General features: G+C 72.9%; 23 protein-coding genes and 1 riboswitch. Of the genes, 9 read left to right on the top strand and 14 right to left on the bottom strand.

All coding sequences use genetic code 11. From position 1 onward, the window contains the following. Positions 1 to 16: 16 nt before the first annotated feature. From CK206_RS12860 to CK206_RS12850, 3 genes are read left to right on the top strand one after another with little or no spacing between them, the layout of a single operon-like run. Positions 17 to 451, top strand: a complete 435-nt coding sequence (locus CK206_RS12860) for an NfeD family protein (protein WP_069389913.1) — start codon at positions 17 to 19, stop codon at positions 449 to 451. Between the two features lie 51 nt (positions 452 to 502). After that, positions 503 to 1,825 (top strand): SPFH domain-containing protein, encoded by a 1,323-nt coding sequence (locus CK206_RS12855; protein WP_067719082.1) that lies wholly within the window; start codon positions 503 to 505, stop codon positions 1,823 to 1,825. A gap of 57 nt (positions 1,826 to 1,882) precedes the next feature. Then, positions 1,883 to 2,527: a TetR/AcrR family transcriptional regulator gene (locus CK206_RS12850; protein WP_067719079.1), complete on the top strand. Its 645-nt coding sequence runs from the start codon at positions 1,883 to 1,885 to the stop codon at positions 2,525 to 2,527. Positions 2,528 to 2,628: 101 nt separating this feature from the next. Here CK206_RS12850 and CK206_RS12845 read toward each other — a convergent pair whose 3' ends face one another. From CK206_RS12845 to CK206_RS12815, 7 genes are all read right to left on the bottom strand, one after another. Continuing rightward, positions 2,629 to 4,002, bottom strand: coding sequence for a TIGR01777 family oxidoreductase (locus CK206_RS12845; protein WP_096906622.1), 1,374 nt, complete (start codon positions 4,000 to 4,002; stop codon positions 2,629 to 2,631). Between the two features lie 10 nt (positions 4,003 to 4,012). Beyond that, positions 4,013 to 4,672: a lipocalin family protein gene (locus CK206_RS12840; RefSeq protein WP_096907441.1), complete on the bottom strand. Its 660-nt coding sequence runs from the start codon at positions 4,670 to 4,672 to the stop codon at positions 4,013 to 4,015. Positions 4,673 to 4,755: 83 nt separating this feature from the next. Then, entirely contained in the window at positions 4,756 to 6,906 is a 2,151-nt protein-coding gene (locus tag CK206_RS12835) for an MMPL family transporter (RefSeq protein WP_227022207.1), read from the bottom strand. A gap of 119 nt (positions 6,907 to 7,025) precedes the next feature. Beyond that, the gene (locus CK206_RS12830) at positions 7,026 to 7,835 is read right to left on the bottom strand and encodes an alpha/beta fold hydrolase (RefSeq protein WP_069389914.1); all 810 of its coding nucleotides are present in this window, start codon (positions 7,833 to 7,835) and stop codon (positions 7,026 to 7,028) included. A 122-nt stretch (positions 7,836 to 7,957) separates the two neighbouring features. Beyond that, positions 7,958 to 8,680 (bottom strand): histidine phosphatase family protein, encoded by a 723-nt coding sequence (locus CK206_RS12825; RefSeq protein ID WP_069389915.1) that lies wholly within the window; start codon positions 8,678 to 8,680, stop codon positions 7,958 to 7,960. Beyond that, entirely contained in the window at positions 8,680 to 9,993 is a 1,314-nt protein-coding gene (locus CK206_RS12820; protein WP_096907440.1) for a phosphotransferase family protein, read from the bottom strand. Before CK206_RS12820 ends, CK206_RS12825 begins: the two co-directional genes overlap by 1 nt. A 35-nt stretch (positions 9,994 to 10,028) precedes the next feature. Continuing rightward, on the bottom strand, positions 10,029 to 11,318 hold the full coding sequence (locus CK206_RS12815; RefSeq protein WP_096906620.1) for an acyl-CoA dehydrogenase family protein: 1,290 nt from the start codon (positions 11,316 to 11,318) through the stop codon (positions 10,029 to 10,031). Positions 11,319 to 11,497: 179 nt separating this feature from the next. On the opposite strand from CK206_RS12815, the gene CK206_RS12810 reads away from it, so the two are divergent. Beyond that, positions 11,498 to 12,466, top strand: coding sequence for a glucosyl-3-phosphoglycerate synthase (locus CK206_RS12810; RefSeq protein WP_096906619.1), 969 nt, complete (start codon positions 11,498 to 11,500; stop codon positions 12,464 to 12,466). On the opposite strand, the gene CK206_RS12805 is transcribed toward CK206_RS12810, so the two are convergent. The 4 genes from CK206_RS12805 to CK206_RS12790 all read right to left on the bottom strand — a co-directional run bounded on the left by CK206_RS12805 (position 12,445) and on the right by CK206_RS12790 (position 15,532). Continuing rightward, positions 12,445 to 13,329: a cytochrome c biogenesis CcdA family protein gene (locus CK206_RS12805; protein ID WP_096907439.1), complete on the bottom strand. Its 885-nt coding sequence runs from the start codon at positions 13,327 to 13,329 to the stop codon at positions 12,445 to 12,447. The genes CK206_RS12810 and CK206_RS12805 overlap by 22 nt on opposite strands. A gap of 10 nt (positions 13,330 to 13,339) precedes the next feature. Continuing rightward, positions 13,340 to 14,080, bottom strand: coding sequence for a thioredoxin domain-containing protein (locus CK206_RS12800; RefSeq protein WP_069389322.1), 741 nt, complete (start codon positions 14,078 to 14,080; stop codon positions 13,340 to 13,342). A gap of 97 nt (positions 14,081 to 14,177) precedes the next feature. After that, on the bottom strand, positions 14,178 to 15,131 hold the full coding sequence (locus tag CK206_RS12795; protein ID WP_096906618.1) for a M48 family metalloprotease: 954 nt from the start codon (positions 15,129 to 15,131) through the stop codon (positions 14,178 to 14,180). Beyond that, on the bottom strand, positions 15,131 to 15,532 hold the full coding sequence (locus CK206_RS12790; protein WP_096907438.1) for a BlaI/MecI/CopY family transcriptional regulator: 402 nt from the start codon (positions 15,530 to 15,532) through the stop codon (positions 15,131 to 15,133). The genes CK206_RS12795 and CK206_RS12790 overlap by 1 nt, the downstream gene beginning before the upstream one ends. A 74-nt stretch (positions 15,533 to 15,606) precedes the next feature. Between CK206_RS12790 and CK206_RS20155 the strand changes: the two genes are divergently transcribed. After that, on the top strand, positions 15,607 to 16,245 hold the full coding sequence (locus CK206_RS20155; RefSeq protein WP_069389449.1) for a hypothetical protein: 639 nt from the start codon (positions 15,607 to 15,609) through the stop codon (positions 16,243 to 16,245). Here the strand turns inward: CK206_RS20155 and CK206_RS12780 are convergent. Next, complete coding sequence (locus CK206_RS12780) at positions 16,220 to 16,852, bottom strand: class I SAM-dependent methyltransferase (protein ID WP_096906617.1); 633 nt, start codon at positions 16,850 to 16,852, stop codon at positions 16,220 to 16,222. The genes CK206_RS20155 and CK206_RS12780 overlap by 26 nt on opposite strands. Before the next feature lie 114 nt (positions 16,853 to 16,966). Here CK206_RS12780 and CK206_RS12775 point away from each other — a divergent pair, with 114 nt between their 5' ends. From CK206_RS12775 to CK206_RS12765, 3 genes are all read left to right on the top strand, one after another. Continuing rightward, positions 16,967 to 17,653, top strand: a complete 687-nt coding sequence (locus CK206_RS12775; RefSeq protein WP_096906616.1) for a PIG-L family deacetylase — start codon at positions 16,967 to 16,969, stop codon at positions 17,651 to 17,653. A gap of 80 nt (positions 17,654 to 17,733) precedes the next feature. Then, entirely contained in the window at positions 17,734 to 18,345 is a 612-nt protein-coding gene (locus tag CK206_RS12770; protein WP_096906615.1) for a bifunctional 2-polyprenyl-6-hydroxyphenol methylase/3-demethylubiquinol 3-O-methyltransferase UbiG, read from the top strand. Beyond that, positions 18,342 to 19,712 (top strand): MFS transporter, encoded by a 1,371-nt coding sequence (locus tag CK206_RS12765; RefSeq protein ID WP_096906614.1) that lies wholly within the window; start codon positions 18,342 to 18,344, stop codon positions 19,710 to 19,712. The genes CK206_RS12770 and CK206_RS12765 overlap by 4 nt, the downstream gene beginning before the upstream one ends. A 43-nt stretch (positions 19,713 to 19,755) precedes the next feature. On the opposite strand, the gene CK206_RS12760 is transcribed toward CK206_RS12765, so the two are convergent. Then, on the bottom strand, positions 19,756 to 20,478 hold the full coding sequence (locus CK206_RS12760) for a nicotinamide mononucleotide transporter family protein (protein ID WP_096906613.1): 723 nt from the start codon (positions 20,476 to 20,478) through the stop codon (positions 19,756 to 19,758). 100 nt (positions 20,479 to 20,578) lie between these two features. After that, positions 20,579 to 20,773, bottom strand: a riboswitch (FMN riboswitch). A 125-nt stretch (positions 20,774 to 20,898) separates the two neighbouring features. Continuing rightward, complete coding sequence (locus CK206_RS12750) at positions 20,899 to 21,378, bottom strand: Rieske (2Fe-2S) protein (RefSeq protein WP_241727644.1); 480 nt, start codon at positions 21,376 to 21,378, stop codon at positions 20,899 to 20,901. Positions 21,379 to 21,440: 62 nt separating this feature from the next. On the opposite strand from CK206_RS12750, the gene CK206_RS12745 reads away from it, so the two are divergent. After that, on the top strand, positions 21,441 to 22,601 hold the full coding sequence (locus tag CK206_RS12745) for a pyridoxal phosphate-dependent aminotransferase (protein WP_096906612.1): 1,161 nt from the start codon (positions 21,441 to 21,443) through the stop codon (positions 22,599 to 22,601). Positions 22,602 to 22,650 lie beyond the last annotated feature (49 nt).

Genomic DNA, 22,650 nt, shown 5'->3' with positions numbered 1-22,650 from the left:
CGGTAGGCTCGGTGTCATGCATGTGGGACTGGCCTGGCTCGGAGCAGCGGTGTTGCTCGCCGCCGGAGAGGCGGCCGGGGGCGAGCTGTTCATGCTCATGCTCGCCGGCGGCGCCCTCGGCGGTTCGGCCGCGGCGTTCCTGGGCGCGCCGGTCTGGGGGCAGGCCCTGGCGTTCGCCCTCGTCTCCCTCGTCCTCGTCCTGGGGGTCCGCCCCCTCGTCCGGCGGCGCCTGCTCGCCGCACTCCCCGAGCACGACACCAACACCGCCGCGCTCACCGGCCGGGACGGCACCGTCGTCGAGGCGATCGGTGCGGGCGGCGGACTGGTCGAGATCGCGGGCGACACCTGGACCGCGCGTCCGCTCCTCGAGGGCGAGACGTTCGAGGCCGGGGACAAGGTCCTCGTGCACCAGATCGAGGGCGCCACGGCGATCGTCGTGCGTGGCATCTAGAAGGCGCTGGTCTCCGGCCAGCGGACACGCACGAGAAGCATCGGAGGAACCATGGAAGGCTTGATCTTCCTCGCCGTCATCGTCATCCTCATCGCCTCGGTGGTGGTGAGCTCGGTCAAGCTCATCCCCCAGGCGGAGGCCGCGGTCATCGAACGGCTCGGCCGTTACCAACGCACCGTGAGCGGCCAGCTCACGCTCATCATCCCCTTCATCGACCGGGTGCGCGCCAAGGTCGATCTGCGCGAGCGGGTCGTGACCTTCCCGCCGCAGTCGATGATCACGGAGGACAACCTCACACTGAGCATCGACACGGTGGTCTTCTTCCAGGTCACCGACCCCAAGGCTGCGGTCTACGAGATCAACAACTACATCGTGGCCGTCGAACAGCTGGCCACCACCACCCTGCGCAACGTCGTCGGTGGGCTCACCCTCGAGCAGACGCTCACCAGCCGCGACATGATCAACAAGCAGCTGCGCGGGGTGCTCGACTCCGAGACCGGACGCTGGGGCCTGCGCGTGGCCCGGGTCGAGCTGCGGTCCATCGATCCGCCGATGTCCATCCAGGAGTCGATGGAGAAGCAGATGAAGGCCGACCGCGAGAAGCGCGCCACCATCCTCACCGCCGAGGGACAGCGCGAGGCCGCGATCACCACGGCGCAGGGTGCCAAGCAGGCAGCCATCCTCGACGCCGAGGGCAACAAGCAGGCCTCGATCCTCAACGCCGAGGCCGACCGGCAGTCCCGCATGCTGCGCGCCCAGGGTGAGCGCGCAGCCCGCTACCTCGTGGCCGAGGGCCAGGCCGCCGCGATCGCCCGGGTCAACGCCGCGGTCAAGTCCTCCAAGCCCACGCCGGAGATGCTGGCCTACCAGTACGTGCAGAACCTTCCGGAGATGGCCAAGGGCGAGGCCGCCACGATGTGGATGATCCCCTCGCAGTTCGGCGATTCGCTGGAGAACTTCGTCAAGTCCGTCGCCAAGAAGGACGACGACGGGGTGTTCCGCTACGAGCCGGCCGACGTCGACTCCGATGCCGATCTGCCGTCGGCGCCCGACGAGTGGTTCGACACCTCCACCGACCCGGAGATCGCCCGGTCCGTGGCCGCCGCGGAGGCGGCGGCCAAGAGTACGACCTCGGTGATGGACGAGCAGCCGAGCCGGCCCAAGCCCAAGCCCGGCGTGTTCGACATGGTCCCGGAGTCGGAGGGTGGCGTGGCGCCCGACAGCCCCTCGCAGTCGGCAGGCCAGGACACCCCCGCGATCGGCGGGCCTCAGGCTCCCGGGCCGGGGCAGCCGTCCGGGTTCGACCAGGCCGCTGACCAGCGGTCGGGCGAGGGTGCCTACCCCGTCGATGGTGGCGACCAGCCCCGGCGGTGACCCCCGACGGGTGGCATTCCGCGCAGCCACCTCGGCCGGGCGTCGTAACATGGGGGCGTGACTCGTAACACTGGCCTGGGTGGTGGCCGCGCGCCTGACGCCGAGGATGTCCGGTTGATCGAGACGGCGTCCGCGGTGTTCGCCGAGCGTGGCATCAAGGGCACGAGCACCGACGACATCGCGCGGGCGGCCGGTGTCACCCGCGTGACCCTGTACCGGCGTCTGGGGCCGCGGGACGACATCCTCCGCGCCATCTACGCCCACGAGGCGCAGCGCCTGATGATGACCGTCAACGCGCGCTACACGCCCTTCGAGTCCCTGCAGTGGGACCCGGTGAGGCACATCGAGGACCTGCTGGTCGGGACCGTCTTCGACATCCGGCAGAACGAACTGCTACGTCGGCTCGTCGAGGTCGACAAGGTCGAGGCCATGGCGTTGCTCGCGGGCCAGTCCGACACGGTCCTGGACGCGATCACCGAGATCCTCGCCCAGTTCGTCCGAAGCACGTGGAACGCGGACGTCCACACCCGCCAGATGGACGACGAGGAGTGCGAGCAGCTCTCCCGCGAGGTCGCCAGCGTGGTCGGCCGGTTCCTCCATTCACTGGTCGTGATGACGGACGGCCCGCCCGCGGTCGACACGGAGGAGCAGATCCGGGCACTGGCCCGTCGCGTGCTCGTGCCGATGATCCTGCAGCGCTGAACGCTGCATCCTCCTGCGCTGAACGCTGCACCCTCCTGCGCTGAACGCTGCACCCTCCTGCGCTGAACGCTGCACCCTCCTGCGCTGAACGCGCTGTCCCCCTACAGCCCCCCGGGGAGCTCCTCGGCACCGAGTTCGTGGGCCAGCGCGCTCTCCAGCCACGGATGACGAAAACGGTGGTCCACGCCGGTCAGCGCTGTCGGCAGGATCCGCTGACTCGCCAGGGCGAGCTCGTCCGAACCCCGCCCGCCCAGGACGAGCGCCGGGGCCCATCCGGGCACCGGGACGACCGTCGGGCGCCGCAGGACCGAACCGAGAACCCGGGTGAACTCGGAATTGGTGACCGGTTCGGGGGCTATGGCGTTGACCGGGCCCGTCACCGCAGGGTCGACGATCGCCCGCAGGTAGATGTCGGTGAGGTCGTCCAGCGAGATCCACGACATCCACTGCCGTCCCGAGCCGAGGCGGCCGCCGAGCCCGGAGCGCGTGATGGCGGCCAGCGGCGGGAGCATCCCCCCGGAACCGGACAGCACGATGCCCGTGCGCACGTTCACCACCCGGGCCCCGGCGAGACGTGCGGGCTCGCAGTCGCGCTCCCAGTCGACGACGATGTCGGCGACCGGACCGGAGCCGGGAGCGGAGTCCTCGACGAGCCGCTCGTCGCCGCGGTCGGCGCCGTAGTAGCCGATCGCCGACGCGGACACGAGGGTGGTGGACCCGCCGCGGGCGGCGACGAGTTCGGCGAGACGACGGGTGGGGCCCACGCGACTGTCGCGGACGAGTTCGAGATGCCGGTCCGTGAAGCGCCCAGCGATGGGGGCACCGGCGAGATGGACCAGGACGTCGACGCCCTCGAGGAGGTCAGCGGCGGGATCGCCGGTGTCCCAGTGGCGCTCCCCCGGGCCACGGGCGTCGCCGCGGACGAGGCGGATGACCCGGTGTCCGGCGATCCCGAGCAGCGCGGTGAGGGCGGTGCCCACGAGGCCCGACGCGCCGGTGACGGCGACGGTCAGAGCGCGGTTGTCGTACCGGGCGAGGCTGTCGAGGTCGGCGGCCATCTGGCGGTACCGGTAGGCGAACACCGGCGAGAGCATCCGGCCGGGCACCCGGGCGTCGACCCTGTCGCCGAGCAGGGCGGTGCCGTCCGGACCGGCCGTCAGCGTATGCGTGTGGACCCATCCGGTCGTCGCGGCGTACGGCTGGGACACGCAGCGGTCGACGAACCGCTCACCCTCGATGAACCCGGCGGGATCGTGCTGCGCGAGCCAGCGGGGTCCGAAGCGGACTCCGAGAGGTCCCGGCAGCGCCGTACGCGGTACGAGGACCGCCACGCCGTCCCGCAGTGAATCGGCCTCGCTCACCGGTCGCAGCGGCATGAACGGGGGCGAGAGCCGGCGGAAGGCGCCGGGCGAGGCGAAGTAACGCCACGCCTCGTCGGGGGTGGCCGGAACCGTGCAGGTGAGATCGATGCTCATCGGGTGCTCATCACGGCAGTAGGCACAGTGGGGTCACGTCGCCGCGGCCGCCCGCCATAGGAACGGTGAGGAAGGCGCATGACCACCAACCGCGGTCCTCGATCACATCGCGGACGGTGGACCACTGCTCGGCGTCGAGGACCGGCTCGCGACTGAGCACGAACCCGGAGGACCGCGTGGGGTCGCCCACGATGGCCAGCGAGTAATCGTCGGCCAGGTAGGTGATCCGGTAGTTGACGGGTCCGCCCTCGTCCTGGAACGGGACCATCGGGAAGTTGACCCGGAGCGAGGCGTTGGTGTCGGTGTCGCGGACCTTCGCCTCGCCCTCGATCACCGAGTCCGAGCTGATGGCCGAGCCGCACGAGTTGCGCACGGAGACCGTGCCGGGCGCGGTCACCGCGTACTCGGCCCTGGTGTCGTTGGTGCACTGCAGCGTGTACGGCTGCGGGATGGCGGCGACCTGGAACCACTCTCCCTGATACCGCTCGAGGTCGGCGGAGTCGACCTGGGTGAGCTCGGGTCCACCGAGGGAGCCCACGGCGACACCGTCGGGCAGGAGCTGCGAGGAGCCGCCGCCGAGGCGTCCGCCGTCGGTGACGTCCTGGGCGCTGGCCACGGGGGCGGTGCCCAGGCCCGCCGCGAGGAGCGGCGCGACGGCCAGGTGCGTCATCAGGCCTCGCAGGCGGGACCGGGACGGGCCGGGGCGGGAGCTGGTGCTGGTGCGGGCGGCGGTGCTGGTGCGGGCGGTGGTGCTCATGCGTGGATCTCCTCGGTCGTGGTGGGGCCGGCGCCGTGGTCGCCGGTGCGGCGGTCGGGGTCGTCGGACGCCGAGCCTGCGGTGGCGCCGCGGCGGGTCTGTCCTCGCGGGTCACCCGGCCACCACACCTTGTCCCCCACGAGGGTGAACAGGGCGGGCACGACCAGGGTGCGCACGACGAAGGTGTCGAGCAGGACACCGAGGGCGACGATCACGCCGACCTGGGTGAGCACGATCAGCGGAAGGACGCCGAGGACCACGAACACCGAGGCGAGCACGATGCCGGCGGAGGTGATGACGCCGCCCGTCAACGCGACGGCGCGGACCATCGCCTCCCTGGTGGCGTGGGTGGAGGCCTCCTGGCGGGCCCGGATGGTGAGGAAGATCGAGTAGTCCACGCCGAGGGCCACCAGGAACAGGAAGCTGTACAGCGGCACCGACACGTCCAGGCCGGGGAAGCCCAGGATCTGGGTGGTGACGAACGTGCCGAGCCCGAGAGCGGCGAGCGACGAGAGCACGGTCGCCGCCATGACCAGCAGGGGCGCGACGACCGACCGCAGGACCAGAACCAGGACGACGAACACCACGAGCAGGATGAGCGGCGCGATCAGGGTGAGGTCACGCAGGTTGCCCTGGGACGTGTCGACGGCCTCGGCCACCGACCCGCCCACCAGCGCCTCGGCACCGGGGACCGTGTCGACGGCCTCGCGGAGCGCGATCACGCTGTCCTCCGACCGGTCGGTCGCGGGCGCGGCGTCGAGGACCACGGTGACGCGGCTCCATCCCGTTCCGGACTCGCCGGCCGGGCGGGCGGACACGACACCCTCCACATCCCGGACCGCCTCGGTGATCTTTCCCTCGGTGCCGGTGCGGGTGAGCACGGTGACCGGGTCGGTGACGCCGGCCGGGAAGTGCTCGGCGGCGGTCTCCAGCCCGGCGGCCGCCTCGGAGGGGGTGCGGAACTGCTCGGTCTGGCTCAGGCCGATACGGGTGCCGAGCAGGCCGAGCGACAGCACGGCGAGGAGCAGGACACAGGAGACGAGGACCGTCACGGGGCGATTGACCACGCGCGCGGCGACGCGGCCCCAGACGCCCGGGGGGACGTCCTCGTCGAATTCCCGCGGGGTCTCGGGGGCACCGTCGTCGGCGTGCGTGCCGGCGGGCCCCTCGACCGGGCGCGGGATGAACGGCCAGAACAGGCCGCGGCCGCACACGGCCAGCGCGGCGGGCAGCGCGACGAGCGCGTAGACCAGGGCGACCAGCAGGCCCACGGCCGCGGAGGCGCCGAGCGATCGGTAGTTGGGAAGGGCCGCCAGGAGCAGGGTGAGCAGGGCGAGCACGACCGTGACGTTGCTGGCGACGATGGCCGGGACCGCGCCCCGGTACGCGTCGCGGAGGGCGGTTCGACGATCCGAGGTCTTGCGGAGTTCCTCGCGGTAGCGGGACACCAAGAGCAGAGCGTAGTTGGTTCCGGCACCGAAGACGAGGACGGAGACGATGCCGGAGGTGGACCCGTCGACGGTGATGTCGAGTGCCTCGCCGACCTCGGCGACCAGCAACGCTGCGACGCGGTCAGCGACACCGATGATGATCAGCGGGACGAGCCAGAGCACCGGAGAGCGGTAGGTGACGATGAGCAGTACCGCGACGACCAGGGCCGTGGCCGCCAGGAGTCGGAAGTCGGCGCCCTCGAACGCGGCAGCGGTGTCAGCGGCGAACCCCGGGCCGCCGGTGAGCTGGGCGCTGATGCCCTCGTCGAGACCGTCGGCGACGGCGTCCCTCATCTCCGACACCAGGTCGCTGGCCGCGCCCCCGGAGAGGAACTGGGCGTCGACCGGCACCAGCATGAGGGCGGCGGCGCCGTCCTCGGACGGGATGGGGCCCTCTGCGGGAGCACCGACGACCTCGGCCATGCGCTCGCCGGCACCGACGGCCGCGGCGATGCCCTCGGGCCCCAGCTCGCCGCCGTCCTCGCGGGTCACGACGAGGACCGCCGGAACGGACTCGGACCCCGGGAACTCGCGCTGGATCTCGGAGACGAGTGCGGCCTCGGAGTCGTCCGGGAGCGTCTGTGGCCCCTGCGACGAGCCCTCCGATGAGGCGAAGGCGAACACCGCGCCGCTCACGAGGAGCACGACCACGAGCATCAACCACGCGGAGAGCTTGCCCGTGACGACGCCCACCCACCCGTCGGCCGCCCCCGGCCGCCCCGTCGACCCTGACTCGTCTCTAGCCGAGCGCTCAGCTCTCATCGGCTCCCTTGGCTTCACACGTCGTATTCGGAGAGGAACGCCTCGAGGATGGTGGTGACCTCGTCCGGGCGTTCCATGCTGGGTGAGTGCCCCGCGCCGGGGATCTCGCGATAGCGCGAGCCCGCGATCAGCTCGGTGATGCGTCGGGATTTGTCGGGGGGCGTGGCCGCGTCCTCGGACCCCACCACGACCAGGGTCGGGGCGATGATGCGGATGGCCTCGTCCTCGCACGGGTCACGGTCGGCGACGGAGTCGATGGCCTTGACCAGCCCCACGCGATCGGTGCGCTCGAGCTGGGTCATCCACTCCTGCACCCAGGGGGCGTCGAGGTTGCCCTCGGCCAGCATGATCGGCGCCACCCGCGCACGCAGGGGCTTCATGCCGGCCACGCGGTACACCTTGGACAGCGTCTTGTACTTGCTGCGGTTGGCCGGCTCCTCCGCGGTGGCGGCGGTGTCCATGAGCGTCAGGGTGTGCACGATCTCCGGGTTGCGGGCGGCCAGGCGCATCCCCACGAACCCGCCCATGGACAGGCCCACGAAGTTCACCACCGGGATCTGCAGGTGCCGCAGGAGTTCGGACACGTCCACCGTCAGGGTGTCCATGTCGTAGCCACCCATGGCCCGCGGGGAGTTGCCCTGCCCGCGGAAGTCGATCGTCACGCACCGGTACTTGTCGCGCAGACGGGCGATCTGGTGCTGGAACATCCAGCCCGAGAACAGCAAGCCGTGGGCGAAGAACACCACCGGGGCGTCCTGGCGTCCCGCGGGGGCGCCGGTGTCCGTGTAGGCGATCGTCGTGTGACCGCGCTGGAAGGTGGGCATCGTGGCGTTCTCCTGACGTGCTCTCGTGGCCGCCTGGAACGGCCTCTACGGTCGTACGATACGACGCCCGCCCGGGCGCGAGGCGGCCTCGAGCCGATCCGACGTGCGGTCGGCCGACATCGTCACCTCAGGGTGACCAGTCGGCGCGGGTCGTCGGGCCCGGCCGCCCGCTCGAGGTGCTGGTGTTCGTTGACCGCGATACACGTCATCCCACCGCGACCCACCACGACCCGGGCGGTCCCGGTGTTCACCGTCACGCGCTGCAACCGGGTCCACAGCCCCACGACGCCCTCGGGGTCGGCGAGGAGGCCGGCGACCGCCAGGGAGATCGTGCCGGCGGAGGAGACGACGACGGTCGTCCGGCCGGTCCCGGACCTCGCGGCGGCGTCCGCCAGGGCGTCGTCGGCGTCGCGTCGGTACTCGGCGAACGCCTCGAGTCCCGCCCAGTGTCCGAGGGCGGCGTCGAGTTGACGCTGGAACGCCTGTTTGGCCTCGTCGGAGGCACCGGCGGAGTCGAGGGTCCCGTGCTCCGTGGTCAGGCCGGCCACGCGGGCGGCCTCCAGCACCGCGTCGGCGTCGTACTCGGCCCAGCGCTCGTCGACCTCCACCGCGACGTCCTCGGCGGCGTCCCGGTCGTCGTGGGCGCGTAGCCCGGCGAGCAGGCCCTCCGCCGTCTCGCGCTGCCGGCGCAGGCCGCCGTGGATGATCACGTCGGGCCGCAGCCCGCGGCCGGCCATGTCCTCGCCGGCCAGACGCGCCTGCAGGTGGCCGGTCTCCGACAACCGGTCGTAGTCGCCGCTGCCGAACGAGGCCTGCCCGTGGCGGACGAGGTGGATGGACCCCATCAGCGCCCACCGCCCGACGTGCCGGTGGGTCGCCCGCCGATCACGGGGAGATCGCCGATCACCGGCAGGCCTCCGAGCAGACCCGTCACCTTGCCCCGGACGTCGTGGACGCCCCCGGCGAGCAACGGGAGCACGACCCGGGGGACGCCGAGCAGTTCCGGGACCACGTCACGCGGGGAGACCCGGGTCGGAGTGAGACGACCGTCGCCCGTGCGGATGATGCGCAGGCACCGCTGCTCGAGGAACGCCACTCCGGGGCGGAAGGCGCGGAACGCCGGGTTGGTGGTCTGCCCGTGGAAGTAGCGGTGGTTGATCTGCTGCGCGATCACGGCCAGGCGGAACAGACCGAACACCTCGTAGAAGCGCCACTGCTCCGCGGTGATGTCCAGTCCGGCCCGGCGGGCGTACCGCTCGACGACCTGCTTGCGGGTGAGCATCCCGGGCGCGTGGGTGGGCTGGCGGCGGAACGCCTTGAACAGCGGGCCGTCGTCGTCCTGCACCCAGTAGGCGAGTGCCCCGCCGAGGTCCATGAGCGGGTCGCCGACGGTGGCCATCTCCCAGTCCAGGACGCCGATGACGTGGGTGACGTCCCGGGGATCCAGCACGAGGTTGTCGAAGCGGAAGTCGTTGTGCACCAGGCAGTGGCCCACGTCGTCGGGCTGGTTGGCGTGCAGCCACTTCATCACCGGGGCGAAGTCGGGCACGTCGGGGGTGCGGGCGCGACGGTAGCGGGCGGACCAGCCCTCGACCTGGCGGCGCACGTACCCCTCGCCGCGGTCGAGGTCGCCCAGGCCCGCGGCCCCGACGTCCACCGAGTGGAGGTCGGCGAGCGCGTCGACGGCCGCCTCGGCGAGGCGGCGGGTGGTGACCCGGTCCATGAGCAGTTCGCGGGGCAGCTCCTTGCGCAGGATGGTGCCCTCCATCCGCTCCATCACGTAGAAGTCCGAGCCGATCACCGAGTGGTCGCCGCAGAACCCCACCATGCGCGGCACCAGCGGGTACACCGGTCGCAGCGCCGACTGGACGCGGTGTTCGCGCTTCATGTCGTGGGCACCGCGGGCCTTCGTCCCGGCCGGCGGGCGGCGGAGGACCAGGTCCGCGCCCGGGTAGCGCAGCAGGTAGGTGAGGTTGGACGCGCCACCGGTGTACTGCCGGACCTCGGGGATGACCGGCTCGTCGTCGTCGCCCAGATCCACCCCCGCCAGCACGGTCGGGTCGTCGGGCGTGATCGACCGCAGCCACGCGGCCACGGCCTCGACGTCGAACGCGTCCTCACCGCGCACCGCGTCGGTGCCGGGGACGCGGCGGCGCAGGGCGGCGTCGCGGTCGGGCGCGCCGTCTCGGGCGGTCACCGGTTCGTCCCGGTCTTCTCGGTGCCACCGGTGGTGGCGGCGTCGCGGTAGGGCGCGAGCAGGGCCCGGGCGACGACGCCGAGGTGGACCTCGTCGGGGCCGTCGGCCAGTCGCAGCGACCGCGCGGTGGCGTACGCCCCGGCCAGGGGGAAGTCGTCGCTCATGCCGCCGCCACCGTGGAGCTGCAGGGCCATGTCGATGACCTGCTGCGCCATCTTCGGGACGGCGGCCTTGATGGCACTGACCTCCACTGCGGCCTGTCCCTCTGTGTCGAGCTTCCAGGCTGCGTGCTGGACCAGCAGGCGCGCCTGGTCGATCGCGATGCGCGCCTCGGCGAGACGCTCACGGTTGCCGCCGAGGTTGACGATGGGCTTGCCGAAGGCGACGCGACCCGAGGCACGGCGGCAGGCCAGGTCCAGCGCCATCTCCGACAGGCCGATCAACCGCATGCAGTGGTGGACGCGCCCCGGGCCCAGTCGGCCCTGCGCGATCTCCGCGGCCCTGCCCGGTCCGGCGATGATGCTGGACACCGGGAGCCGCACGCCCTCCAGCGTCACCTCGCCGTGGCCGAGCGGTTCGTCGTAGACCCCCTGGGCGGTGAGCATGCGCTCGACGCGGACCCCGGGGGCGTCCATCGGCACCAGGACCATCGAGTGGCGCAGGTAGCGGTGCGCGTCCGGATCGGACACGCCCATGAAGATGCCCACCTTGCAGTCCGGGTGACCGACGCCCGTGGACCACCACTTCCGGCCGTCGAGGACGACCTCGTCACCGTCGATGCGGGCGGTGGCGGCCATGTTCGAGGCGTCCGAGGAGGCCACGTCCGGCTCGGTCATGAGGAAGGCGCTGCGGATCCTCCCGTCGAGCAGCGGGTCCAGCCACCGGTCCTTCTGCTCCTGTGAGCCGTACTTGAGCAGGACCTCCATGTTCCCGGTGTCCGGGGCGTTGCAGTTGAACACCAGCGGGGCGAGGAACGAGCGGCCCATCTCCTCGGCGACCGGCGCATAGTCGGTGTTGCTCAGGCCGGTGCCGCCGTGGGTGCCGTAGCGCTCGGCATAGGGCCCCTCGTGTCCGGCCGGGAGGAAGAGGTTCCACAGTCCCTGCTCGCGGGCGCGGGCCTGGAGCTCCGTGACCCGCGGATCGACCGCCCACGGGTCCTGGCCGGCGAGCCGACGCCGGGCGATATCGGCGTGGATCTCCGGCTCCACCGGGGCGATGTGGGTGTCGATGAACTCGCGGACGGCTGCGGTGAGCTCAGCGGCGCGGGGCGAGGAGGAGAAGTCCATGGGTTCATCGTGGCACAGCCCGACGAACGGGTCCCGGCTCCGCGGCGTCTCCACGCGCGGGCCGGGGCCGGGGGTCGCGCGCGGGCCCGCCGACGGGTGACCCACAATGGCGAGACGGAGACCCCCTCCGCGACCCGCCCGACCGGTGGGTCGTCACAGCGAGAGCGAGACGCCCGACGATGCTGCCGGACACCGAGGGTTGGTTCCGACGCCGGAGCCTGACCGCCCGGGACTTCGACGCCGCCGGGGTGGCCGCGGCGAAGGCCGGCCGACGCCTGTCGGTGGTGCTGCCCGCCCGCGACGAGGAGGCCACGGTCGGCGCCATCGTCACCGCGCTGCGCGAGCACCTGGTGGAGGCGGTGCCGCTGCTCGACGAGATCGTCGTGATCGACTCCGACTCCACCGACGACACCGCGCGGGTCGCCCGCGCGGCCGGCGCCGTGGTCCACGCGCAGTCCGAGATCCTGCCGGAGTGGGGGTCGGTCCCGGGCAAGGGCGAGGCGCTGTGGAAGTCCCTCGCGGTGACGACCGGGGACGTGGTGGCGTTCATCGACGCCGACCTGCGCGACTTCGACCCGACCTTCGCCGTGGGGTTGCTGGCCCCGCTGGTCCTGGATCCGTCGCTGGGCTTCGTCAAGGGGTGCTACGACCGGCCGCTCGCGGACGGCGCCACGGTGCTGCCCTCGGGGGGCGGGCGGGTGACCGAACTCGTGGCCCGACCGCTCATCGACGCCTGGTGGCCGGAGCTGGCGGGGTTCGTCCAGCCACTCGCCGGGGAGTACGCGGCCACCCGGGAGGTCCTCGAGCAGATACCGTTCGCCCGGGGCTACGGCGTGGAACTCGCGCTCCTGGTGGACGTGTGGGAACTGGTGGGACTCGACGCGATGGCGCAGGTGGACCTGGGCACCCGGCGTCACCGCAACTCCCCCGACGACTCGCTGGCCCGGATGGCCGCGCAGATCCAGCTCACCGCACTCGACCGTCTCATCCGCGCAGGCCGCGTCACCACGACGGCCGAGCCGCATCAGCGGCTCACCACGTTCACCCGGTCGCTGGCGGGGGCCTACTCGCCCACCACCACGCGCATCGAGACCGGCGACAGGCCTCCGATGTGCGAGGTGAGGGTTCAGCCGCGGGCGGGCTCCTGATCCTCGGGGCTGCGGGCGTCCGGCTCCTGCCGCGCCCGCGCGCGGCGGCGGTCGCGTAGCGCCCACACCGCGAGGCCGACGGCGGCCACGGCCAGCGCGGCGACGGCGAACCACAGGTCGTCGATCCCCGCGACCCGGCGCTCGATGGCGAGCTGCAGGTCGAACTGGGCGTCCACTCCCATCACCGAGCCGAGGGCCGCGGTGCCGTCGGTGAGGACGAACAGCAGTCCCACCACGATGAACAGCACCCCGGCGATGAGTGAGGTGGTGTGCGTGCGGATGGGTCCCAGGGTGACGTCGCGACCGCGGATCCATCGCCGACGCGACACGCCCAGCCGGTCCCACGCCAGGGCGAGCACCGCGAGCGGGACGACCATGCCGACCGCGTAGGCGCCCATGACGGCCGCACCGTAGGCGGGCGAACCCCCGGCCATCGCCAGGGTGAGGACACCGCCGAGCAGCGGGCCCGAGCAGAATCCGGCGAACCCGTAGAGGGCGCCCAGCGCGAGGACGGCCACGGGGCCGCTGCCCGTGACGCGGGACGAGGCGTCCGAGAGTCCGGGGAGCCGGAAGCCGCCCCCGAGCGCGGTGTAGACACCCAGGGCGACGACGACGAGGCCACCGATCAACGTCACGGTCCCGCGGTGGACGGTGAACAGCGAACCGATGGCCCCGACCCCCGCGCCGAGCGGGACCAGGACGATGGCGAGGCCGAGCAGGAACAGCCCGGTCCGGGCGAGGAGCACCCGGCGGGTTCCGAAGGCGTAGGCGAAGAAGGCGGGCAGCAGCAGGGCCGAGCACGGGCTGAGGATGCTCAGGACGCCGCCGAGGAATCCGCCGATCAGTCCGATCTGTTCGGTCATCGGGCCCACGTCACCCGTCGAGTGAGCTGTCGATGACGTTGCGGAACGTCTCCGTGGAGCGGGCGCCGATGATGCCCGTGCCGTTGATGAGGAACGTCGGGGTCGAGGTGGCACCGAGTGCGGTGGCCGCCTCGTAGTCGGCCCGGATCGCCTCGTCGTACCGGTCGCTGGTCATGTCCTCGCGGAAGCGCTCGATGTCGGCGACGCCGGCCTCGCGGGCGTACCCGACCAACTTCTCCTCGCCGAGGTCCGGATGACCGCGGTCGGGGGAGTCGGCGAAGACCACCTCGGTGAACTCCCAGAACCGCCCCTGGTCGGCGGCGGCGCGGCCGGCTCGCGCGGCGGCCATCGACTGCTCACCGAAGATCGGCAGGTCCCGCCATTCGATCCGCAGGTCGCCCTTCTCGACGTACTCCTCGACCAGGGCGGGCTCCACCTCGCGGGAGAACTTGGCGCAGAACGGGCAGCGGAAGTCGGTGTACATGGTCATCACGACCGGTGCGTCGACGGGCCCCATGGCCATCGGGTCGCCCTCCTCGAAGCGCGCGATGCCCTCCATGGACTCCGGGCCGGGGGCCTGTTCCGGGCTGGTCTGGCGGTCGTCGGACACCTCCGACGTCCCCGCGGCGGACCCGTCGGCCGACGGTTCGCCCCCGCCCACCTCGCGGGCGAGGAGGATCGCCACGAGGGCGAGGAGTACGGCCACCACGAGGGACAACGCGATGACCGGGACGCTCGGACGACGGGACACTTCAGGTCTCCTGCGGGTGCTATCGAGAACGGGGACCGACCCGCGAGCGGGCCAGTTACTACTACGTTGCATAGTAGTTCGCGTCGGTGGCGCGATGTCAACCCGCCAGCGCGGAGCACATCCCCAGCACGAGTGTCGTCGCCGCGGCCGCGGAGACCGCCGCCGGCGAGACCGCGTGCACGAGCGCCAGCGCGAGGCCGGGCCCCGTCCCCCGGGGCCCGGCCGGCACCGAGGACAGGACGGCCACCCGGCCGGCCGGGGCGCCGAGCTCGCCGAGGGCACCGCGCACGGCCGCCGCTCCACCGGCACCGAGCGCGGCCCGCCGGTCCGCGGCCAGCTCGGCGAGGACGGACACCTCCGCTGCCGCTCGCCGCAGCAGGGGCACCGGAGAGAACACCGTGCGCAGTGCCGCCGCCGACGTCACCGCGACGTGGTGACGTCCCCGCAGATGCGCGATCTCGTGGTCGAGCACGGCCCGTCGGCGCTCCTCGCCGAGATCCCACAGGGCGGTGGAGGCCACCACCGTCCCGCCGGGCGAGGCCGACCCGCGTCGCCCCACGCCCGGGAGCCCGCGCGCCGACGCCCCCGGCAACGCGTAGGCGACGGGTTCGTCGTCGGCGATCCACCACACCCGTACCCCGTCGACGTGGTCGGTGGCCTCGACCAGTGACCGCAGGGACCGGGCGTGCGCCCGCGCCGAGCGCCGGGCCCGGGACATCGCCGCCACGACCACCGTGACCGCGGACACCGCCGCCACCACGGCCACCGCGACGACCACGCCACGGACGGCGGCCGGCCACACACCGCTCGCCGCCGGATCGAACATCGTCGCGCAGGCCGTGACGGCGGTGGCGGCGGGCGCGAACCCCCTCAGCGGCTGCACGTGCATCACCACCGGGGCGGCGACGAGCAGGGTCACGAAGACGACGCCGGTGCCGATCCAGGCGCCCAGCGCGACGCCCGGCCGCGCCGCCGCGTCCACGGCGCGACGCAGGTAGGCAGGGCCGGCGGCGCCGACGACCAGCGCCGCGAGCAGCATCCCGATGCCCATCAGGTGTCCCCGCCTCCGCGGAGGCGCGCGGTGATCCTGCGGAGCACTCCCGCCTCCTCCGGGGCCAGGTCTCCACCCTCCCTCGAGACGAAGTGCAGGAGGAGCTTCTCCGCGTCGCCACTCGACAGGAGCAGTTCACCCAGGGCGTCGGCGCCGAAGTCCTCGCGGCTGCGCGCGGGCCGGTACCGGTACCCGCGTCCGACCTTCTCGCGCGTCACCGCCCCTTTGTCGTACAGGTGCGCCAGCACGGTCATCACGGTCGTGTAGGCCAGGGGCCGCCGGTCCGCGAGCCGATCCGAGACCTCGCGGACGGACAGGTCGTCGCCGTCACCCGCGCACTCGTCCCACAGCAATTCGAGGACGGCGGTCTCGAGCTCACCGAGACCGGGCAGCGAATGCACCACGACAGCGCTCCTCCCGATCGATCTACCAGGGCCGGTGGCGGATACCCCGCCCGTATGCTGACCATGGTGGCATGAACCACTCGTCCGGCGCGTCGGCCGCCCCCCGGAACGCGCCCGCTCCCGAGACCGCCTCTTCCGAGGCCGCGTCAGCCCAGACCGTGCCTTCCGAGACCACGTCGACGCCGGCGGTGTTCGCCCCCGCCCGCGCCGCCCTGGCGGCGCTCGGGACCTTCCTGCTGATCGGCATCCCCACCGACATCCTGCCCAACCCGGTGTTCGGCCGCGAGATCCCCGTCCGCTGGTGGGAGTACCCGGTGCTCGCCGCCACCGTACTGCTCACCGCCGCCTGGTTCGGCATCAGGTCCGCGCGGGAGGCCGGCGTCGGCAGCGCCGCCAGGCATCCCGCCGGAGCCGAGCCGTCCGAACGCCCTGCGCTGGTCACCGTGGGCGTGGCGACCGCCTGGTTCGCGGTGGCGTGCCCCGTCTGCAACAAGATCGTGCTGATCCTGCTCGGCACCACCGGCGCGCTCGGGGTGTGGGCCCCGCTGCAGCCGTGGCTCGCGGCCCTGTCGCTGGCCCTCCTGGCCGGCGCCGTGATCTACCGGTGGCGGGCCCGCCCCTGCGCCGATGGCGCCTGCGCGTCCGACGCCTGCGCGGTGCCGCCCACCGGGAGCGGGGACCGCGCTACCGACGCCGCGCGGACCCGCTGAGCATCGGCGTCAACGGCACCACCGGCGGGAACGGACGGGCCTGCAGGCCGGAGACGTCGAAGCCCGCCTCCGCGACGTGCCGGGCGGTGTCGCGGTTCGGGTGACACCCGCCTCCGAGTCGGCTCCACACGGGCTCGATCCGGTCGGCGACGCGACCCAGCCGACCGTCGGCCCGGACGTGTTCGAGCAGACGCAGCTCGCCGTGCGGGGCGAGCACCCGCCGGGCCTCGGCCAGGGCGGCCGGGACGTCGGGGACGGTGCACAGGACGAGCCCGAACACCACGGCGTCGGCCTCACCGTCGGCGAGCGGGAGCGCCTCCGCCACCGTGTCCACCACCTCGACGTCCACCGCCGCCCGCTGTGCGTGCCGGCGGGCGTACGCGCGCAGGTGCGGGTCCGGTTCGACCGCCACCACCCGGGTGACCTCCGGCGGGTAGTGCTCGAAAGTCACCCCGCTGCCGGCGCCGACCTCCACCACCGTGCCCGACAGGCCGTCGACCAGACGCCGTCGCGACTCGGACAGGCCGATCCACTCCAGCACCGGGCTGGCCACCACCCACGCGCGGGCGAAGAGTGACGCATCCTGCCGTTCGCGAGACCTATTCATGCGAAGATACGGTACCGGGTATCCGCCGGTCCCGGGGCCGGTCCAACGATTCCCACCGACACAGCGATTGCCACCGACACAGCTATTCTCGCCGACACAGGGAGGTCCGCCGCGATGCGCACGACGACCGGGTTACCGGACTGGGACACGGTTCTGGCCGTGGTCGCCCACCCTGACGACGAGTCCTTCGGCCTCGGCGCGATCCTCTCGACCCTCGCGGTCGCAGGCGCGCGTGTCCACGTCCTCTGCCTGACCCGGGGCGAGGCCTCGACCCTCCACGGCGCCCGTGGAGAGGAGATCGAGGGCGAGCTGTCCGTGATCCGCGAGCGCGAACTACGCGCCGCCGCCGACGCGCTCGGCGCGCAGGGGGTCACCCTCCTGGACCTCCCCGACGGTGGACTGACGGCGCTCGGTGCGGCCGGGCTCGACGACGCGGTCGAGCAGGAGATCGAGGCGGTGAGGCCTGACGGGCTGGTCGCCTTCGACTCCACCGGCATCAGCGGCCACCCCGACCACGTGGCCGCCACCGCGGCGGCCGTCCGCGCGGGCGAGCGCCACGACCTGGGGGTGCTGGCGTGGGTCCTCCCCGACGACCTCTGCGCCACACTGGCGGGCGAGGGGTACGCCGGGTTCCTCGGGCGCCCGGCCGACGAGATCGACCTGGCCCTGACCGTCGACCGTGCCGCGCAGCTGGCCGCGGTGGAATGTCACCCCAGCCAGGCCGTCCCGGGCAGCGTGCTGTGGAGGAGACTGGAACTGCAGGGAGACACCGAACACCTCCGGTGGCTCCGCCACCCCTGACCGCCCTGTCTGACCGAACCACCGAACCACCGAACCAGTCGCCGGCGAACCGGCCCTCCGCACCGAAAGGACCACCGCCCGTGGACGCCTCCGAATGGAACGCCCGTTACCTCGCGCAGCCCGACGTCTGGGGCACGACCCCCGCCGCCCGGATCGTCGCCGAGGTGACGGCCGCCGAGGACACCGGGCTGGACGTGGGCACCGCCGTCGACCTGGCCTGCGGTGACGGCCGGCACGCGCGGTGGCTCGCCGCGCACGGCTGGCAGGTGCAGGCGGTCGACTTCTCCGAGGTCGCCATCGAGCAGGCCCGCGCCAAGGACTCCGACGACGGACGCAGCGGCAGCGTCGACTGGGTCGTCGGCGACGCCACCACCTGGGCCCCGTCCGAGGCCGTCGACCTCGTCGTCGTCGGATTCCTCCACCTCGACCTCCCCGCACTGACCGCCGTGCTGCGCAGCGCCGGCACCTGGCTGCGCCCCGGCGGCCACCTGGTCTACCTCGGCCACGCCGCCGAGAACCTCCGCCGCGGCGTCGGCGGCCCGCAGGATCCCACCGTGCTCCCCGACATCGCCGACCTCGCCCGCGGCGCCGAGGGACTCGAGGTGGTCTCGCTGCGGCACGACCTGCGGCCTGCCGGCAAGGCCACCGCCGTCGACGTGCTCCTGCACGCCCGGACCTGGGGCGGGGCGTGACCCGCGCCGGCGACGCCACGCACACCGCACCGGAGACGGGCCGGGCAACGGCGCAGCGGCGGATCCTCACCGTCCTCGTCCTGGCCCAGTTGCTCGCCGGGGCCGGACTCGCCGCGGGCATCACCGTGGGTGCGCTGCTCGCCGAGGACCTGCTCGGTGGCCCCGGCCTGTCCGGGCTGCCGTCGGCACTGTTCACCGGTGGCTCGGCCCTCGCCGCGATCGCGGTCGGCAAGCTCTCCCAGGCCCGCGGCCGCCGCCCGGGCCTGGCCGCCGGATTCGTTGTCGGCGCACTCGGCGCACTCGGCATCGTCGCGGCCACCGCCCTCGAATCGCTGCCGCTGCTGTTCGCCTCGTTCGTCATCTACGGCTCCGGCACGGCCACCAACCTGCAGGCCCGCTACGCCGGGGCCGACCTCGCCACCGACGCCACCCGCGCCCGCTCGCTGTCCTACGTCCTGCTCGGAACCACCGCCGGTGCCGTCGCCGGGCCCAACCTCGTGGGGCCCACCGGCGTCGTCGCGGAGGCGCTGGGCCTGGCCCCGCTCGCGGGACCGTTCCTCCTCGCCGCCGCGGCGTACGGCGGTGCCGCGCTGGTCATCTCCCTGCTGCTGCGGCCCGACCCCCTGCTCGAGGCGCGCAGGATGGAGATCGCGGCAGCGGAGGCGGCGCTCACCTCGTCGTCGTCGTCATCGACACCGTCACCGTCGCCGTCCCCCTCCCCCGCCGCGGAGGCCGCGGCCACCGCCGCCGACTCCGAACGGCACGCCGTGGCGCCCGTACCGACCCGCATCTGGACGGCCGACGTCATCACCGGTGTCGTGGTGATGGCGCTGACCCAGTTCGTCATGGTCGGGCTCATGACCATGACCCCCGTGCACATGCGCGCCCACGACCACACCGTGACCGTGGTGGGCGTCGTGATCTCGCTGCACGTCGCCGCGATGTTCCTGCCCGCGCCCCTGTCCGGACTGCTCGTGGACAAGTTCGGCACCCGCGCAGTGGCGGTGTCCGCGGGCCTGGTGCTGTTGGCCGCCGGAGGGCTCGCCGCCCTGGCCCCGCCGCAGTCCACGGCGCTCGTCGCGCTGGCACTGATCCTGCTGGGGCTGGGCTGGAGCCTGGGACTGGTCGCCGGCACGACCGTCCTCACGACGTCCGTCCCGACCACCGTGCGTGCCAGCGTCCAAGGGCAGGCCGACGTGGCAGTGGCGCTGTCCGGCGCGGCCGGCGGTCTGCTGTCCGGCCTGGTGTTCGCGTGGATCGACTTCCGCGGGCTGGGCTTCACGCTCGCCGCCCTGTCGCTCGTCGTGGTGGCGGCTGTGCGGCCGCGGACCGCGCGCCGGACGGTCGCCCCGGCGTCGACGGTTTGACGACCCGGGGCCCGGCGGGCGGCTGGCGTCGGACAGGCCGTGGTCAGCCGACCGGCAGCTGCTCCCGCCGCTGCCCGGCGGCACCGGCGGCGTCCGCGCGTTCGGCCAGATCCACGCGCCACCACACCAGGAAACCCCAGATCACGAACGCGCCGTACACCAGGTACAGCGCCGCCGACGGGTAGTAGCCGGCCTTGAGCAGCAGCGGCACCCCCACGATGTCGACGCCGATCCACAGCAGCCAGAACTCGGTCCACCCGCGGGCCATGCCGTAGGTCGCGAGGATCGACCCGGTGAAGATCCACGCGTCGGCCCACGGCCCCCACGAGCCGAGCTGGGCGAAGATCCAGCCGAACACCAGGGTGCCGGTCACCATCCCGATGACGAGACCGGCCCGCTGCCGGCCGGTCGCCCAGTGCGGATGGACGGCCACCGCGTCGGCGACCGAGCCGCCGGGCAGGGCGGCGCTCGCACGCCTGGACTGCGACCACCGCCACCAGCCGTAGACACCCACGGCCAGGAACATGACCTGGCGGCCGGCCTGACCGTAGAGGTCCACGTCCTGTGGGGTGTGGAAGACGCCGCCGAGGAAGACTGTCAGAAGGGTGAGGTTGCCGACGATCCCCACCGGCCACGCCCACACCACCCGGCGCATACCGCCGATGGCGGCGGCCAGGCCGAAGACGTTGCCGACGATCTCGCGCCACAGGATCGGAACGCCACCGATCATCAACTGCGCGTCGAGGAATTCCACGAGAAGGCTCATCGTGTGCCCCTTTCACGGGCTCTACACAGACGGCCCAGGGCTTGTGACACGACGCCCGCCCGGCCACGGTCGTCGTCGACCGGGACCGCGTCGGGTGACGCGCGGTTCTCTTCCATCCGGACTATGACCGTCGGCCCCGGGATCACACCGGGTCTGCTGACCCCCGCGTGCGTGGCGTGGCCGGACCGGGAGTCCAACCGCACCGCGTGTGCGGGGCGCTCGCGGGCTCGCCGCCGGCCATGGGGCCGGTGACATCACCGCCGGTGGGGAGTTTCACCCCGCCCTGAGAACGTGTTCCCGTTCTACCCCTGACCGTGGCCGCGCCGCAAGCCGAGGCGGCGGCGGGTCGGCGGGCGCGGGCGGCGGCGGGTCGGCGGGCGCGGGCGGCGGCGGGTCGGCGGGCGCGGGCGGCAGCGGGCGTCAGCCGAGGGTGAGCTGCCCGCCGGACTCCGTCACCGGGATCGCGTCGAGCGGGCGCGGGGCCGGGGCGAGGGTATTGCGGCCGTCGGTGGCGTCGTATTCGGCGCCGTGGAGCGGGCAGCGCAGGGTCATGCCCTCGATCACCTGGACCACCCCGCCCTGGTGGGTGCAGCGCGCCGAGTAGGCGACGAACTCGCCCTCGACGGGCTGCGCGACGATCACCGTGGCCTCGCCGGCCCTGAACTGCTTGGCCGTGCCCGGCGGGATCTCGGCGGCGGCGATGGTGGTCGCGGGGACCGTGGTGGTCTGCTGCACCGTCGACGGGGGCTGCGCGGGCTCGGTCATGCCACAGGCCGAGGCGATGCCCGGCAGCAGGATGATCCCGGGCAGGGCGGCCAGCACCGCGCGGCGCTGGGTGCACGGCCCGACGGCGGCGGCTCCACCGGTCGAGGCGGACGTGGCGGCGAGGGGCTCGGTCATGACGCCCATGGTATCGGTCGGCGCCACCCGTCCTGTGTGTGCCGAACACCTAGGCTGCCCGTATGACGGTCCGCAGACTCCGACCCCACGCCACGACGATCTTCTCCGAGGTCTCGCAGCTGGCCACGCGGTTCGACGCCATCAACCTGGGCCAGGGCTTCCCCGACACGGACGGACCGGAGTCGATGATCGAGGCGGCCGCACGCGCCATGCGGGAGGGCCACAACCAGTACCCGCCGGGCATCGGCGCCCCGGAACTGCGCCGGGCCGCCGCCGACCACGAGACCGCCCACACCGGACTGGTGCACGACCCGGACACCGAGGTGCTGGTGACGGTCGGCGCGACCGAGGCGATCGCCGCCGCGATGGTGGGCCTGGTGGAGTACGACGACGAGGTGGTCGTGATCGAACCGTATTACGACTCCTACGCGGCCACGGTGGCGATGGCCGGCGCCACCCGTCGCGCCGCGAGGATGGTCCGCTCGGGCGGCGAACTCCGACTCGACGTGGACTCGTTGCGGGACGCGTTCTCCCCGCGGACGCGGGCCGTGCTGGTGAACTCGCCTCACAATCCCACCGGGGCCGTCCTGCCGCGCGAGGACCTCGAACAGATCGCCGCGCTGTGCCACGAGTTCGACGCGATCGCCATCTCCGACGAGGTGTACGCCCACCTCACCTACGACGGGGTGGAGCACGTGTCGATCGCGACGCTGCCCGGGATGGCCGAACGGACCCTGCGCATCTCGAGCGCCGGCAAGCTGCTCAACTGCACCGGGTGGAAGATCGGATGGCTCACCGGCCCCGCGGACCTGGTCGCGGGGGCACGCACCGCGCGGCAGTACATGAGCTTCACCGTCGCCTCGCCCCTGCAACTGGGCGTCGCGCACGCCCTGCGTCACGAGCAGAGATGGATCGCGACGCTGCGGCAGGACATGCAGGCTCGGCGGGACCAGTTGGTGGACACGCTCTCGGGTGCCGGGTTCCACCTCGTCGTCGCACAGGGCACGTACTTCCTCACCGCGGACCCGCGCCCACTCGGGGTGACCGACGCGGCGGCCTGGTGCCTGGAGTTGCCGGAGCGGATCGGCGTGGCGGCGGTGCCGTTCGCCCCGTTCACCGACGCCTTCTCGGCGGAGTGGTCCCACCTGGTGCGGTTCGCGTTCTGCAAACGGCCCGAGGTGCTCGACGAGGCGGGGCGACGGTTGCGAGCCCTGCAGGGGTAGTCGGTCCGGCACCGCCACCCACATTCCGGACTACAGTCCGTAATCGCGC

The sequence above is a fragment of the Dietzia sp. WMMA184 genome (assembly GCF_002441635.1).
In the GTDB taxonomy this organism is placed as follows: Bacteria; Actinomycetota; Actinomycetes; order Mycobacteriales; family Mycobacteriaceae; genus Dietzia; species Dietzia kunjamensis.
This window is presented reverse-complemented; position numbering and strand designations above follow the sequence as displayed.

What these genes read in the sequence shown, in the direction of transcription:
- CK206_RS12780 (WP_096906617.1), bottom strand. Translation starts at nt 16,852, where the DNA reads ATGAATAGGTCTCGCGAACGGCAGGATGCGTCACTCTTCGCCCGCGCG.
- CK206_RS12805 (WP_096907439.1), bottom strand. Translation starts at nt 13,329, where the DNA reads ATGACCGAACAGATCGGACTGATCGGCGGATTCCTCGGCGGCGTCCTG.
- CK206_RS12860 (WP_069389913.1), top strand. Translation starts at nt 17, where the DNA reads ATGCATGTGGGACTGGCCTGGCTCGGAGCAGCGGTGTTGCTCGCCGCC.
- CK206_RS12795 (WP_096906618.1), bottom strand. Translation starts at nt 15,131, where the DNA reads ATGGGCATCGGGATGCTGCTCGCGGCGCTGGTCGTCGGCGCCGCCGGC.
- CK206_RS12845 (WP_096906622.1), bottom strand. Translation starts at nt 4,002, where the DNA reads ATGAGCATCGATCTCACCTGCACGGTTCCGGCCACCCCCGACGAGGCG.
- CK206_RS12810 (WP_096906619.1), top strand. Translation starts at nt 11,498, where the DNA reads ATGCTGCCGGACACCGAGGGTTGGTTCCGACGCCGGAGCCTGACCGCC.
- CK206_RS12855 (WP_067719082.1), top strand. Translation starts at nt 503, where the DNA reads ATGGAAGGCTTGATCTTCCTCGCCGTCATCGTCATCCTCATCGCCTCG.
- CK206_RS12750 (WP_241727644.1), bottom strand. Translation starts at nt 21,378, where the DNA reads ATGACCGAGCCCCTCGCCGCCACGTCCGCCTCGACCGGTGGAGCCGCC.
- CK206_RS12825 (WP_069389915.1), bottom strand. Translation starts at nt 8,680, where the DNA reads ATGGGGTCCATCCACCTCGTCCGCCACGGGCAGGCCTCGTTCGGCAGC.
- CK206_RS12760 (WP_096906613.1), bottom strand. Translation starts at nt 20,478, where the DNA reads ATGAGCCTTCTCGTGGAATTCCTCGACGCGCAGTTGATGATCGGTGGC.
- CK206_RS12815 (WP_096906620.1), bottom strand. Translation starts at nt 11,318, where the DNA reads ATGGACTTCTCCTCCTCGCCCCGCGCCGCTGAGCTCACCGCAGCCGTC.
- CK206_RS12835 (WP_227022207.1), bottom strand. Translation starts at nt 6,906, where the DNA reads ATGCTCGTGGTCGTGCTCCTCGTGAGCGGCGCGGTGTTCGCCTTCGCC.
- CK206_RS12830 (WP_069389914.1), bottom strand. Translation starts at nt 7,835, where the DNA reads ATGCCCACCTTCCAGCGCGGTCACACGACGATCGCCTACACGGACACC.
- CK206_RS20155 (WP_069389449.1), top strand. Translation starts at nt 15,607, where the DNA reads ATGAACCACTCGTCCGGCGCGTCGGCCGCCCCCCGGAACGCGCCCGCT.
- CK206_RS12840 (WP_096907441.1), bottom strand. Translation starts at nt 4,672, where the DNA reads ATGACGCACCTGGCCGTCGCGCCGCTCCTCGCGGCGGGCCTGGGCACC.
- CK206_RS12775 (WP_096906616.1), top strand. Translation starts at nt 16,967, where the DNA reads ATGCGCACGACGACCGGGTTACCGGACTGGGACACGGTTCTGGCCGTG.
- CK206_RS12745 (WP_096906612.1), top strand. Translation starts at nt 21,441, where the DNA reads ATGACGGTCCGCAGACTCCGACCCCACGCCACGACGATCTTCTCCGAG.